The organism is Actinomadura luzonensis (assembly GCF_022664455.2).
GTDB lineage: Bacteria > Actinomycetota > Actinomycetes > Streptosporangiales > Streptosporangiaceae > Nonomuraea > Nonomuraea luzonensis.
Window position 1 is genome coordinate 1,979,556 of record NZ_JAKRKC020000002.1, and the last position, 14,387, is coordinate 1,993,942.

Sequence of the window (14,387 nt, forward strand, 5' to 3'; positions counted from 1 at the left end):
TTTTTACGGCATCCGGGCATAGGCCGGAAGGGTCAGGAACTCGGCGAAGTCGTCGTCCAGCGCGACCTCCTTGAACAGCGCCGTGGCCTGGGCGAACAGCTTCTCGTCGTAGCCGGGCTCCATCGCGATTCTGGCCAGCTCCTCGGTGATGATGTGCTCGACCAGCTCCTTGGTCACCTGGTGGCCGGTGTCGGCGAGCTTGATGTCGTTGTGGATCCACTGCCAGATCTGCGAGCGGGAGATCTCGGCGGTGGCGGCGTCCTCCATCAGGTTGTGGATGGCCACCGCGCCCGAGCCGCCCATCCACGCGGCCAGGTAGCGGAGCGCCACGTCCACGTTGTTGCGCAGGCCGGCGTCGGTGATGTCGCCCGGGGTCTGCGCGACCGACAGCAGGTCGGCGGCCGTGACGGCGACGTCCTCGCGCAGCCGGTCGAGCTGGTTGGGCCGCGAGCCCAGCACGCCGTCGAACACCTCGCGGCAGATCGGCACCAGGTCCGGGTGCGCGACCCACGAGCCGTCGAACCCGTCGCCCGACTCGCGCGTCTTGTCCGCCCGCACCTTGTCGAGTGCCACCGCGTTGACCTCGGGGTCGCGGCGCGAGGGGATGAACGCCGCCATGCCGCCGATGGCGTGCGCGCCGCGCTTGTGGCAGGTGCGCACCAGCAGCTCGGTGTACGCGCGCATGAACGGCGCCGTCATCGTCACCGCGTTCCGCTCCGGCAGCAGGAACTCCCGGCCCCGGGTGCGGAACTTCTTGATCACGCTGAACAGGTAGTCCCAGCGGCCCGCGTTCAGCCCCGCCGAGTGCTCGCGCAGCTCGTACAGGATCTCCTCCATCTCGAACGCGGCCGGGTAGGTCTCGATGAGCACGGTGGCCCTGATCGTGCCGTGCGGGATGCCCAGCAGCTCCTGCGCCCGGGTGAAGACGTCGTTCCAGAGCCGCGCCTCCAGGTGCGACTCGATCTTCGGCAGGTAGAAGTACGGCCCCTTGCCCTTGTCGAGCTGGCGCTGGGCGCAGTGGAAGAAGTAGAGCCCGAAGTCGAACAGCGAGCCCGACACCGGCCGGCCGTCCACGCTCGCGTGCTTCTCGTCCAGGTGCCAGCCGCGCGGGCGGACCACGATCGTGGCCAGCTCGTCGTCGGGGCGCAGCGCGTACGACTTGCCGCCGGTCTCGAAGTCGATCGTGCGGTCGAGGGCGTCGCGCAGGTTGAGCTGGCCGCCGACGCAGTTCTCCCACAGCGGGGAGTTGGCGTCCTCGAAGTCGGCCAGCCACACCTTCGCGCCCGAGTTGAGCGCGTTGATGGTCATCTTCTTGTCCACCGGGCCGGTGATCTCCACCCGCCGGTCCTCCAGGCCCGGCGCCGGGGGAGCGACCCGCCAGTCGCCCTCCCTGATCTCCTTCGTCCCGGGCATGAAGTCGAGCGTGCCGCCCGCCGACAGCTCGGCCTGCCGCTCCTGACGGGCCTCCAGCAGCTCCAGCCGCCTCGCGCCGAACTCCCGCTGGAGAGCCGCCACGAACGCGAGCGCCTGCGGGGTGAGGATCTCGTCGAACCGGTCGAGCATCGGGCCGCTGATCTCCATTTTTTCCGCCTCGTGGAAAATAGATTCTGGATTGTGGAAGTGAAGCTACTCTGCTCGGGGTTCCCGGGTCAAAGACAGGGGTTCTTCCGGGGCGTCCTGGGGGGCATCCCGGATGGGAAGAGGGGGTCCGCGGCGCGACGATCGGAGCATGAGAACGATCGTGATCGCGGGCGGCCTGCTGGCCGGCGCCGCGCTGCTGACCGGGTGCGGCCTGGAGAGCCTGGCCGGGCCCACCAACCAGGACGTCGCGTCCTACGAGGTGACCGACCAGGTCACCGGGCTGCGCCTCACCAGCGGCTCCGGCGACACCGTGGTCACCGAGACCGGCGGCAAGGCCGTCAAGGTCACCGAGACGCTGCGCTGGCGCGGCGACGCCAAGCCGAAGGCCGAGCACAAGGTCGACGGCGGCGCGCTGGCCCTGTCCTACTCGTGCCCGTCCAACATCGGGACCTGCTCCGTCGACTACAAGATCGAGGTCCCCAAGGGGGTCGCCGTCGACCTCGACAGCGGCTCGGGCGACGTCACGCTGCGCGCCCTCAGCGGCGACGTGAAGGTCCACGTGGGCTCCGGCGACGTGGACGCCAGCGGCCTGGCCGGCAGGAACGTCGTGGCCGACGCCGGCTCGGGCGACGTCGAGCTCGCCTACGTCAGCGCCCCCGCCAGCGCGCGGCTCGAGGCCGGCTCCGGCGACATCACCCTCAACGTCCCCGACGGCGCCTACGACGTGACGACCGACCTGGGCTCGGGCGACGCGAACGTCTCGGTCAAGACCGACCGCTCCTCGCCGAACAAGATCTCGCTGAAGGCCGGCTCCGGCAACGTCAGCGTGTCAGCGGGATAACCAGGTGCTTACCCGGGGGATGTCGTGCCACCATCGGGGAAGACACCGAGGTGTCCAGACGTTCCCTCATAGAGATGACACGAATGCACGAAAACACCGCGCTCGACGAGTTCGAGACCACCGGCTTCGACACCGGGGAATTCGACCTTGAGGAGCGCCAGGCGCTGCGGCGCGTGGCAGGCCTCTCCACCGAGCTCCAGGACGTCTCCGAGGTCGAGTACCGGCAGCTGCGGCTTGAACGGGTCGTGCTGGTCGGCGTCTGGACCTCGGGCACCGCGGAGGAGGCCGACAACTCCCTGCTGGAGCTCAAGCTCCTGGCCGAGACCGCCGGCTCCCAGGTGCTCGACGGCCTCGTCCAGCGACGTCAGAAGCCCGATCCCGCTACCTACATCGGCTCCGGCAAGGCGCTGGAGCTCCGCGACGTGGTCGAGTCCAGCGGCGCCGACACCGTGATCTGCGACGGCGAGCTGACCCCCGGCCAGCTCCGCCAGCTCGAGGAGATCGTCAAGGTGAAGGTCATCGACCGCACGGCGCTGATCCTCGACATCTTCGCCCAGCACGCCAAGAGCCGCGAGGGCAAGGCCCAGGTCGAGCTGGCGCAGCTCCAATACCTGCTGCCGCGCCTGCGAGGCTGGGGCGGCAACCTGTCCCGGCAGGTCGGCGGCCGGGCGGCCGGCGGCGTCGGCATCGGCGGCCGCGGCCCCGGTGAGACCAAGATCGAGCTGGACCGCCGCCGCATCCGCGAGCGCATGGCCAAGCTGCGCCGCCAGATCGGCGGCATGTCCACCGCCCGCGACACCAAGCGCCACGCGCGCCAGCAGCGCGAGGTGCCGGCCGTCGCCATCGCGGGCTACACCAACGCCGGCAAGTCCTCGCTGCTCAACCGCATCACCGGCGCGGGCGTGCTGGTGGAGGACGCGCTGTTCGCCACCCTCGACCCGACCGTGCGCCGCGCGCGCACGCCGGAGGGCCGGCTGTTCACGATCGCCGACACCGTCGGCTTCGTGCGCCACCTGCCCCACCAGCTCGTCGAGGCGTTCCGCTCCACGCTGGAGGAGGTCGCCGACGCCGACCTGATCCTGCACGTGGTCGACGGCTCGCACCCCGACCCCGAAGGACAGCTCGCCGCCGTCCGGGAGGTCCTGGGCGACATCGACGGCGCCGCCGACATCCCCGAGATCGTCGTGGTCAACAAGGCCGACGCGGCCGACCAGGAGGTCATCGACCGGATCACGCGGCGCGAGCGGCACAGCATCGTGGTCTCGGCGCGCACCGGCAAGGGCATCCCCGAGCTCATGGAGCTCATCGAGCGGGAGCTGCCGCGGCTCGACCACGAGGTGCACCTGCTGGTGCCGTACGAGCGGGGCGACCTGATCTCACGGGCCCACAAGGAGGGCGAGGTGCTCTCCGTGGACCACGTCGAGGACGGCACGATCCTGCACGCCCGGGTGCTGGCCGGCCTGTCCCAGGAGCTGGAGCGGGTCGGGAAGCCGGTCGAGCGGGTCTCGTAGCGCCTCGCAGTTCGTAGAAGGACTTTCACGATTTACCGGGGACGCCCCGCCGTGCTGCGGTACGGTGGGGCGGTCCGGTTGTCGGGGTCATGTCACCGGCGAGACCGTCCGACCGGGGGGGCCTGGGATGGGCGGGCAGTCGGCGGCACGTCACGGCACGGTTGGGGAGGTCTTGCCGCAAAGCGTGCAGGGCTGCCCAAAAGCGGCAGTGGTCCCGGAACCCCGGCTATTGCTACGATTGGCCAGACCTGATGGAGGTCTGGCTGTCTTGGCTTAGGGTTCGGCTCTTGGGTTGCTCATGATGACTGTTGGTGTCGAAGTCGTCAGCGGGGGCCGCGTGAACGAGGTGGGGCTGGGTGACGGTTGGGATGTCTGGTCTTTCTTCCGAATAACCCTGTACACCGGCCCGATATGTGAAATAACGTAACTGAACTGAAATCGCCGGATCATGACTCCGGCGGTACGGTCACCGCACAACAAACGCGGATGAGAGCAGGAGACCCCCCATGTCGTCCGGACCCGGAGCGGACTCAGTGGGCGCGGCACAGGCCGTGCGCTGGGCGATGCGCTCGCGCGGGGGCTCGCGCAGGGCGGTGATGCGGTGACCGTTCGGCTCCTGACCAACATCGGCCGTCTGTGGACCGGCAACGAGGTCCTCAGCAACGCGGCCATCCTCGTGCACAACGACCGCATCGCGTGGGTCGGGCGGGCGCCCGACCTGCCGCAGAGCGTGCCCGGAGTCGTCGACGACATCGTCGACGTCGACCACGTCGAGAACCTCGGCGGCGCGCTCGTCACGCCCGGCCTCATCGACGCCCACACGCACCCCGTCTACGCCGGCAACCGCTACGCGGAGCTGGCCATCCGCACCGGCGGCTCCAGCGCCGCCTCCATCACCGCGGCGGGCGGCGGCGTCGGCTCGACCGTCACCGTGACCCGCGGCACCGACCCCTGGACGCTGTGCAACGGCGTGCGCGAGCGGCTGCGCTCCTGGCTGCTCAGCGGCACCACCACCGTCGAGGCCAAGACCGGCTACCACCTCACCCGCGACGGCGAGCTCGCCGACGTGCGGCTCCTGCGCGAGCTGGAGAAGGAGCCGATGATGCCGCGGGTGCACGTCACGTTCCTCGCGGCGCACGTCGTGCCGCCCGAGTACTTCGGCCGCCAGCGCGAGTACGTCGAGGCCGTGGGCGCCTGGTGCGCCGACGCCGCGGCGGCCGGGGCCGACAGCGTCGACGTCTACTGCGACGAGGGCCACTTCACCACCGAGGAATCCCGCTGGGTCCTCGCCTCCGGCCGCAACGTCGGCCTGCTGCCCCGCGTCCACGCCGGCATCTTCGCCCGGCGCGGCGCCGTCCAGCTCGCCGCCGAGCTCGGCTGCGCCTCCGCCGACGGCCTGCACCACATGTCCGACGAGGACATCGCGATCATGTCGCGCTACGGGGTGCCCGCCGTCGTCTGCCCCGCCACCGCCCTCCAGCGCGGCCACCTGCCGCCGGTGCGGCAGATGATCAAGCACGGCGTGCAGATCGCGCTCGGCAGCGACCACAACCCCGGCTACTGCGGCATCACCTCGATGTCGCTGGTCATCGCCATGGCGGTGTCGGCGTTCGGGATGAGCGTCAACGACGCGCTGCGGGCCGCCACGCTGGGCGGCGCGACCGTCCTCGGCGCCCCCGACCGCGGCGTCCTCGCTCCCGGGCGGCTCGCCGACATCGTCCAGTGGGACGCCGACCACGAGGGCGCCTTCGCCTGGTCCTTCGGCCTGCGGCCGCGCCGGGTGTGGCGGGGTGGGACGCCCGTCCAGTAGTTAAGCTCGGGTCCATGCCGCCGCACATCGCCGTCGTCACCGACTCGACCGCGTCGCTGGGCGGGGTGGTGGCGGGGGTCACGGTGGTCCCGATCACGGTCATCGTCAACGGCACCCCGTACGACGACCCCACCCCCTCCACCCCGTCGGCCTCCTTGCCCGCCCTCGATCCAGCCGACGAGGACACCTCCACCTCCCGCCCTTCCCCGGCCCGCTTCGCCGCCTGCTACGCCGCCCTCGCCGAGTCCGGTGCCACGGCCGTCGTCTCCGTCCACCTGTCGGCGGAGATGTCCGGCACCGTCGACTCCGCCCGCGCCGCGGCCCGCGACGCCCCCATCCCCGTCGAGGTGATCGACAGCCGCTCCATCGCGATGGGCCTCGGCTACCCGGTCCTCGCCGCCGCCCGCGCGGCCGCCTCCGGCGCTCCCTTAGCAGAGGTGGCGTCGGCCGCCCGTCACTCCGCCGCGTCCACCACGACGTACTTCTACGTCGACACCCTGGACAACCTGCGCCGCAGCGGCCGCATAGGCGCCGCCGCCCATCTCTTCGGCTCCGCCCTCATGATCAAGCCTCTGCTCCACATAGTGGACGGCCGGATCTCCCTCCTCGAAAAGGTCCGCACCGCCGCCCGCGCGATCGCCCGCCTGGAGGACCTGGCGGTGGAAGCCGCCGGCCACGCTCCCGTGAACGTCGCGGTCCAGCACCTTGCGGCCCGCCCCCGAGCCGAAGCCCTGGCCGAACGCCTCCGGAAACGCCTGCCCGCCCTGGCCGACCTGCAGGTGGTCGAAGTCGGTCCGGTGATCGGCGTGCACGTCGGCCCAGGGATGCTCGGCATCACCCTGACCCCGCGCACCTGACCGCGAAGGCAGCAGCGCACCCCCCAACCCCGAACTGCCACCACTATCCACAGAACGCCGCTCGGCCCCGCCCCGCACCCGCCCGCGGCCGTACGTTCTCTCGCGTGCGAACCCCCGATCCGGCCGCAGAGCGCGCCATAGCCGAGTCCCGGCTACGGTCGATCATCAACCCACCTCGCCGCCCCCGCCGTCTGTTCCCCTACCGCCACACCACGGACGCGACGAGCCACCCCGGCCTGCGCCAGATCACCACCCTCATCGCACAGCACAACGACGACCTCTCCGCCACCCGCACCCCTCTGCCCCCATCCCGTCCGAACACCTCCACCACCGCCTCACCACCAACCCCCCGTCCACCGGCTCCCGAGAGCGAAACCTCCACCTCGCCCCAACGCTGGGACGACCACCCTTCCCGGCACGCCCTGCCCAACGACGACCCCCACCCACCAGCGGCCGCCCTGGACAACCACCGGCCACCATCCACTGAGCCCCCGGCGCTTCAAGACCACAAGCATCGAGCCGAACCGCCTCCCTCCCCTCACCCGAGCTCCGGTCCAGCCCCCATCCCGCCCTCCTTCCAGGCATTCCGCGCCGCCCTGACCGCCCAGGCACCCACCCTCGACCCCGGCAGACCGGGCCTACGCGTACTCCTCGCCGTCGGAGCCCTGGCAATCGCCGTCGCCGCCTACTTCGCCTGGCGCTCACAGCCCACCCCGCAGCCCCTGCCACCCCCCACCCAGACCACTCCCATGGCGCCCCTGGCCACCGCCACCGCCACCGCCACCGCCAAGGTGACGGTCCACGTCACCGGCAAGGTCCGCAAGCCGGGCGTCTACCTGCTCCCGTCGGGCACCCGGGTAGCGGACGCGGTGAAGGCGGCCGGCGGCGTGCCCCGCCATGCCGCCACAGGCTCCCTCAACCTCGCCAGACGCCTGCTCGACGGCGAACAGATCGTGGTCGGCGCCCCCCAACCCAGCACCGTCGCCGCGGGCCCGAACCCCGCAGAGACGATCCTCGACCTGAACGCCGCAACCACCGACCAACTAGAACAACTCCCCGGCGTAGGGGAGGTCCTCGCCGCCCGCATAGCCGAGTTCCGCGACTCCCATGGCGGCTTCTCCAGCATCGAACAACTACGCGAGGTCTCCGGCATAGGCCCGCGCAAGTTCGAGGAGATCAAGCCGAAGGTCCGCCTCTGATGCCCCACCACCCCCGATGCGCACGTGCCGAAGCACCCGCCCACCCTCAAGGAGCTCCCACCCCATCCGCCGTTCCGCCCCGCAGCCCCGACACACGGACCGCGACCTCCGCCCGGGACGCGACCCCCGTGCAGGGCGCACCCCCCGTGCAGGGCGCACCCTTCGAAGCCCACAAACCATCCTGGCCACTCATGCTGCCGGCCCTGGCCGCCTGGGCCGGCGTCCTGACCCTCCCGGGCCATTCCGCGACCACGGCCACGATCACCGCAGCCTGCGCAACCGCAGCCGCGTTCACAATCGCCTGGCACACCCGCACCCACACTCGCACCCGCACCCGCACCCGCACCCAGACTCGCACCGGCCGCAGCCCTGGCTCCCGCACCGACACCTACACTGGCGCTTCTTCCCGCCGCCACCATGCCCGTCCTCCTTCCTCCCCCCGCCTCTGGCGCTGCCTGCTCCTCACACCCGCCTGGCGCAACATCACCCTCGCCACCCTGATCGCCACAGCAGCGGCCTCGGCATCGATCGCCCTCCGCATACACGCCCTCACCACCGGGCCGATCACCGACCTGGCGGCCCGGAACGCGACCATCACAGCCCAGATCACGATCACCGACGACCCAAGACGCAGACCCCGCCACCAAGGCCAACGGCGGCACTTCGACCAGGACAGCTACGTCGTACCGGCCACCCTCACCACCTTCGACCCCCCACCTTTCGCCCCCACGTCCGCCAACCCCAACCCCAACCTCGACCAGGACCGGTATCGACAACGACAGGAGACCAACGTCCCGATCACGGTCTTCGCCGACGGCCGCACCTGGGGCACACTGCTGCCCAGCCAGCAGGTAGAGGTCACCGGCCGCCTCGCGCTCCCCACCCCCGGCGACCTGGAAGCGGCCATCCTCCTGGTCCGCGACCCGCCACGCGTCCTGACCCCTCCCTCACCACTCCAAACAGTGGCCGGCAACCTGCGCACCGGCCTGCGCACCGCCGCCGGCATCCTCCCCCCGGACCAGCGCGGCCTCCTGCCGGGCCTGGTGGTCGGCGACGTCTCCCAGATGGACCCTCAGGTGTCAGCCGACCTCAAAGACACCGGCATGAGCCACCTCAACGCCGTCAGCGGCGCCAACCTCGCCATCGTCGCGGGCGCAACGCTCGCGATCTCCCGGCTGATCGGCCTCTCCCTCCCCATGAGAGCCGGGTTCGCCGCTCTCGCGATGCTCGGCTTCGCCGTCGTGGCCCGTCCCTCGCCAAGCGTCCTCCGGGCGCTCCTCATGGGCCTGGCCGCCTGCGTCGCCCTGGCCACCGGCCGCGCGAAGGACGGTCTGGCGGCGCTCTCGGCGACGGTGCTGCTGCTGACGTTGTTCGCTCCCGAGCCGGCCCGTTCCTACGGCTTCGCCCTCTCGACCGCGGCCACCGCCGGCATCCTGCTCCTCGCCCCCCGCTGGCGCGACCGCTGGTCCAAGGGCAGGGACAAGGACGACCACAAGGACGACCACAAGGACGACCACAAGCACGACGCACGAGCGGCGGAACGCCGGTCCCGCCGCCTCCGGCTGCCCCGCTGGGCGGCCGAAGCGGTGGCCGTGCCCGCGGCGGCGCAGGTCGCGGTGACCCCTGTCCTCGTGCTGATGGCGGGCCAGCTGACGCCGGTGGCGCTGCTCGCCAACCTGCTCGTCGCCCCGGCCGTGGCCCCGGCGACCTTGCTCGGGTTCGGGGCGGCGCTCGTCGCGCCTTTCTGGCCCGACGCCGCAGAACTACTGGTCATACCGGCCGGGTACGCGGTCGGCTGGATCATCATGGTCGCCGCCTGGGCAGTCGACCTGCCGCTCGCCACGGTGCCGTGGCCGGGCGGGCTCACGGGCCTCGGGCTGCTGGCGGTCACCGCGGCCACGTCGCTGTTCATCCTCCGTCGCCGCGCGTGGCGAGCGCTGGCCTTGACGATCGCGGCCGCTGCCCTGGTGGCCGTACTGGTCGTCCGCCCGCTCGTCGGACCCTGGCCGCCGAAAGGCTGGCTCATGATCATGTGCGACGTCGGGCAGGGCGACGGGATGATCATCGCTGCCGGCGCAGGCCGGGGCGTCGTGGTCGACACCGGTCCGGACCCGATCGTCATGGACAAATGCCTGCGAAAAGCTGGCGTGGACGAGGTGCCGCTGCTCGTCCTCACCCACCCACACGCCGATCACGTGGACGGCCTGACCGGCGTCCTCAGGAACCGGCGGGTGAGCGCGGTGCTCGTCACCCCGCAACGCACGAACGCGGCGACGAGCGCCCGCATCGCGGCCGATCTGGCCGGCCGCCGTATCCCGGAGTGGACGGCGGTCCCGGGCAGCCGGTGGAGGTTCGGGCCGTCGGAGGTGAGCGTGATCGCGCCCGAGCCCGGCCGGGCCGCGTCCCCGGGGCAAGGTCAGGGCAGCGAGATCAACAACGCGAGCGTCGTGCTGTACGTGCGCTGGCGCGCCGGCTCGATGCTCTTCGGCGGCGACCTGGAAACCGAGGCCCAGGACGAGCTGCTGCATCGGTTCCCGGTACGGGCCGACATCCTCAAGACACCGCACCACGGATCCAACCGGCAGTCGCCCGCCTTCCTGGCCTCCCTCGGGGCCCGGGCGGCACTGATCAGCGTGGGCGCCCGCAACGACTACGGCCACCCCGCACCGTCCACCCTCGCCCTGCTGCGACGCATCGGCGCAACCCCGTACCGCACCGACCGCTCGGGCGACCTGGCCGTGGTGGAGCGCGACGGCCGACTGGCAGTCCTCGCCCACGGCAACCCCACAGCCCCACCCGACCCAGTTCAATGACCGCCCTACCGCCCCTGCGTCCCGCCGTGTCACGCCACGTCCGTCGTGTCCGGCCGTGTCCCGCTACGTCCGTCGTGTCCCGCTGTCCCGCCGTGTCCCGCCGTGTCCCGCCGTGTCTCCGTGTCTTCGTGTCACCGCGTCTCCGTAGCGCTGAGTCGCTGGGCCGCCGCGCCTGCGCCTTGCCGCCGTCTCCGTCCCTGTCGGCGTCTCCGTTCCGTCGCGCTGCCGTCTCGCCGCCTGAGCACCCCTTGGCCGCACAGCCTCGCCGTCGCGGCACGCCTTCGCTGCGGAGCCTCGCCGTCGCGGCACCCCTTCGCTGTGGGGTCTCGCCGCCGCGAAGTCTCGCCAGGCCGCCAGACCGCTGCGCTGCCGCCCCGCTTCGCCGCCGCGTTGTCGGCGTCTCGGTCCCCCGGCGCCGCCGCCCATCGGGCGCTTTCGCCCTGCCGATGCCTTCGCCCTGCCGATGCCTTCGCCCTGGAGCACTGGCAGCAGGTGTGGTGTCTCGCGTGGATCTCCGCCCTCTGGCCGGGCGGCAGGAATGGTCCTTGGCGTCTTGGCCGTCCGATAGGGCGGGGCATGTGGGCTGTGGTGAGGGGGTGAGGGCGTTGAGTACCACGTTGTCGGTGGGGCATGGCATGCTGCCAGGCATGGCGGGAACCGATCCAGCACCTGTGACCTTGGTCCTCGGCGATGAGGAACTGCTGGCCGAGCGGGCGGTGAGTGGCGTGGTCGCGGCGGCGCGGGCCGTCGATCCGGCCGTCGAGGTGCATGATCTTGTCGGTGGCAAGGTGACGACCGGCGAGCTGAATCAGCTCACCTCGCCGTCGTTGTTCGGCGACCGGTCGGTGGTGGTGATCCGGTCGGCCCAGGATCTGAACAAGGACGTGATCGCCGAGATCCTGACCTATGCCAAGCAGCCGTCCGAGGACACCGTGCTCGTGCTGGCGCACCCGGGCGGGGTGAAGGGCAAGGCGCTGGTCGACGGGGTCAAGAAGGCCAAGGCGGCGGTGATCACGATAAACAAGGTCACCAAGGCGGGGGAACGGCTCGACTTCATCAAGGGGGAGTTCAAGCGGGTCGGCCGCGGCATCTCGCCGGACGCGGCGCAGGCCCTCCTCGACGCGGTGGGCAACGACCTGCGGGAGCTGGCCGCCGCCTGCAACCAGTTGGTGTTCGACACCGACGACCAGACGATCAGCCCGGCCTCCGTGGCCCGCTACCACAAGGGACGCGCTGAGGTCAGCGGGTTCAACGTGGCGGACTCGGCCATCGAAGGGCGGCTGGCCGAGGCGCTGGAGCAGTTGCGGTGGGCGCTGGGCACCGGGGTGGCGCCGGTGCTGCTGGTGAGCGCGCTCGCGGGAGGGCTGCGTTCGCTGGCCAAGGTCGCCGGTGCGCCGCGTAACGTGCGGGGCGGGCAGTTGGCCGGGCATCTCGGCATGCCGCCCTGGAAGGTGGATCGGGTGAAGCGGCAGCTCAGCGGGTGGGGGCCGGATGGATTGTCGAAGGCCATTCAGGCAGTGGCCGATGCGGATGAGCAGGTGAAGGGCGGGGGGGCGGATCCGGCGTACGCGCTGGAGCATACGGTGCAGGTCATCGTGGCGAGCCGCACAGGCAGGTAGGTCGTCGTTCGGGGGCGGTGCAGGCAGGTAGGTCGTCGTTCGGGGGCGGTGCAGGCAGGTAGGTCGTCGGTTATTTGCAGGTCGCATGGGCGGCAGGTGGGGCTGCGGGCAGGGGATGGGGCGTCGTGTGGTGGGGGCCCGTCCCCGTCTGTGGGGGCGGGCCGGTCGTTTGATCAGGGGGCGTTACCAGGGGACGGGGCCGCTTTCGTTGAAGAAGCCGCCGGTCGGTCCGTCCGGGGGGAGGGTGGCGAGGCGTACCACGCTCGCGGCGCCCTGGTCGGTGGTGAGGAATCCGCTGTGGGCGTTGATGTCCGTGTCGACGAAGCCCGGGTCGGCGGCGTTCACCAGGATGCCGTCCTTGCGTAGTTCGTTGGCGTACTGCACGGTCAGGGCGTTGAGCGCGGTCTTGGACGGCGAGTACGCGGCCGACGCCGGCAGGGCGGCCAGCGGGCCGTCCGGGAGGCTGTTGACGGTCAGCGAGCCGGCGGTGCTGCTGACGTTGACGATGCGCGGCGCGGGGGAGCGGCGCAGCAGCGGGAGCATGGCGTTGGTCACCGTGATCACGCCGAGGACGTTGGTCTCGAACACCGCCCGGACCATGTCCACGTCCACGGTGCTCGGGAGCTGATCGCGGGCGTCCTCGGGCCGGACCTGCCCGGAGCCGGTGATGCCGGCGTTGTTCACCAGCACGTCGAGGTGGCCGAAGCGCTCCTCGATCCAGCGCGCTGCCTCGCGGGCGGTGGCCGGGACGGTGACGTCCAGGGTGACCGCGTGCGCGTCGCCGCCCGCAGCGCGCACCTCTGCCGCGGCCGCCGCGCCGCGGTCCGTGTCCCGGGCGCCGATCAGGACGGTCATGCCGAGCGCGGCGAGCTGATCGGCGACCGCGCGGCCGATGCCCTTGTTCGCTCCGGTGATCAGCGCGACGACCTGCTGCTTCTCCAAGGGGTGGTGCATTGTCCGGCTCCTGTCAGAGATGTTGCTTCTCTTCCGGGACGAGACGGGGGCGTCGTTTTGTGACATGGGTCGATGTCACAGAACGACCGGGTCGTCTCGTCCCGGAAGAGAAGGCGCTGACGTCCTGGAGGGTGATGAGGCATGCGGGTGTTCGTGGCGGGCGGGACCGGGGTGCTGGGACGGCGGCTGGTGCCGCGTCTCGTGGCGCGCGGTCACCAGGTGACGGCGACGACGAGGAGCGCGGCCCGGCGCGGGCTGCTGGAGGAGCTGGGCGCGGAGGCGGCCGTGATGGACGGCCTGGACGCGACGTCGGTTGGCGAGGCGGTGGCCCGCGCCCGCCCGGACGTCATCGTTCACCAGATGACCGCGATCTCCGGAAAGCCGGACATCAAGCACTTCGACCGCTGGTTCGCCACCACCAACCGGCTGCGCACCGAAGGGACCGACCACCTGCTGGCCGCCGCCGCGGCGACCGGCGTCCCCCACTTCGTGGCACAGGGCTACGCCTCCTGGAACGGCATCCGCGAAGGCGGCTGGGTGAAGACCGAGGAGGACCCGCTGGACCCGACGAGCACCGGCGAGGGCGCGGCGGCCCTCCGCCACCTGGAAGAGGTCGTGATCGCGGCCGGGGGCGCGGTCCTGCGTTACGGCGCGTTCTACGGGCCGGGCGCCACCGACGACCAGGTCGAGCTGGTACGCAAGCGGCAGTACCCGGTGGTCGGGAACGGCGCGGGGCACAGCTCGTGGGTGCACCTCGACGACGCGGCCGACGCCACCGTCCTCGCCGTGGAGCGCGGGGCGAGAGGCGTGTTCAACATCGTGGACGACGATCCTGCCCCGGCCCGTGAGTGGCTGCCCCATCTGGCGGCGTGCGCCGGGGCCAGGCCGCCGTTGCGGATCCCCGTGTGGCTGGCCCGTCCGCTGGCAGGGGCGGCGGCGGTGGCGATGATGACCGAGGGGCGCGCCTTCTCCAACGCCAAGGCCAAGCGGGAGCTGGGCTGGGAGCCGCGCCATCCCTCCTGGCGCGAGGGCTTCAAGGAGGAGCTGGCGTGAAGGGGGAAGGTTGCGGGGGACTCGATGGGTTCGGAGGGATTCGCGGCATGGGGAGGGATGAGGAGTCGAGTGGGAGTGGGGAGGGGGGCGGTTTGGCGCGGGTCGAGGAGCCGGGCAGGGCGCAGGAGTCCGGTAAGGCGGAGGGACGC

Annotated in this window: 10 protein-coding genes; 8 read left to right on the forward strand and 2 right to left on the reverse strand. The window is 71.5% G+C overall.

Features of this window, described 5'->3' with window-relative positions:
• Positions 1–3: 3 nt before the first annotated feature.
• Positions 4–1,581, reverse strand: coding sequence for a malate synthase A (gene aceB, locus MF672_RS39670; RefSeq protein WP_242381858.1), 1,578 nt, complete (start codon positions 1,579–1,581; stop codon positions 4–6).
• Positions 1,582–1,729: 148 nt separating this feature from the next.
• On the opposite strand from aceB, the gene MF672_RS39675 reads away from it, so the two are divergent.
• From MF672_RS39675 to holA, 7 genes are all read left to right on the forward strand, one after another.
• Positions 1,730–2,422, forward strand: coding sequence for a DUF4097 family beta strand repeat-containing protein (locus MF672_RS39675; RefSeq protein WP_242381859.1), 693 nt, complete (start codon positions 1,730–1,732; stop codon positions 2,420–2,422).
• Positions 2,423–2,505: 83 nt separating this feature from the next.
• Positions 2,506–3,933, forward strand: a complete 1,428-nt coding sequence (gene hflX / locus MF672_RS39680) for a GTPase HflX (protein ID WP_242381860.1) — start codon at positions 2,506–2,508, stop codon at positions 3,931–3,933.
• Between the two features lie 601 nt (positions 3,934–4,534).
• Positions 4,535–5,743, forward strand: a complete 1,209-nt coding sequence (hutI, locus tag MF672_RS39685) for an imidazolonepropionase (protein ID WP_242381861.1) — start codon at positions 4,535–4,537, stop codon at positions 5,741–5,743.
• Between the two features lie 14 nt (positions 5,744–5,757).
• Positions 5,758–6,600 (forward strand): DegV family protein, encoded by an 843-nt coding sequence (locus MF672_RS39690; protein WP_242381862.1) that lies wholly within the window; start codon positions 5,758–5,760, stop codon positions 6,598–6,600.
• Between the two features lie 749 nt (positions 6,601–7,349).
• Positions 7,350–7,799 carry a ComEA family DNA-binding protein gene (locus MF672_RS39695; protein WP_242381863.1) on the forward strand — a complete coding sequence of 150 codons (450 nt, stop codon included), beginning with the start codon at positions 7,350–7,352 and terminating at the stop codon, positions 7,797–7,799.
• Between the two features lie 191 nt (positions 7,800–7,990).
• Complete coding sequence (locus tag MF672_RS39700) at positions 7,991–10,612, forward strand: ComEC/Rec2 family competence protein (RefSeq protein WP_242381864.1); 2,622 nt, start codon at positions 7,991–7,993, stop codon at positions 10,610–10,612.
• Positions 10,613–11,259: 647 nt separating this feature from the next.
• Positions 11,260–12,231, forward strand: a complete 972-nt coding sequence (holA, locus tag MF672_RS39705) for a DNA polymerase III subunit delta (RefSeq protein ID WP_242381865.1) — start codon at positions 11,260–11,262, stop codon at positions 12,229–12,231.
• Positions 12,232–12,414: 183 nt separating this feature from the next.
• Here holA and MF672_RS39710 read toward each other — a convergent pair whose 3' ends face one another.
• The gene (locus MF672_RS39710) at positions 12,415–13,185 is read right to left on the reverse strand and encodes an SDR family NAD(P)-dependent oxidoreductase (RefSeq protein WP_242381866.1); all 771 of its coding nucleotides are present in this window, start codon (positions 13,183–13,185) and stop codon (positions 12,415–12,417) included.
• Between the two features lie 141 nt (positions 13,186–13,326).
• On the opposite strand from MF672_RS39710, the gene MF672_RS39715 reads away from it, so the two are divergent.
• Entirely contained in the window at positions 13,327–14,238 is a 912-nt protein-coding gene (locus tag MF672_RS39715; RefSeq protein ID WP_242381867.1) for an NAD-dependent epimerase/dehydratase family protein, read from the forward strand.
• The last annotated feature ends 149 nt before the right edge of the window (positions 14,239–14,387 follow it).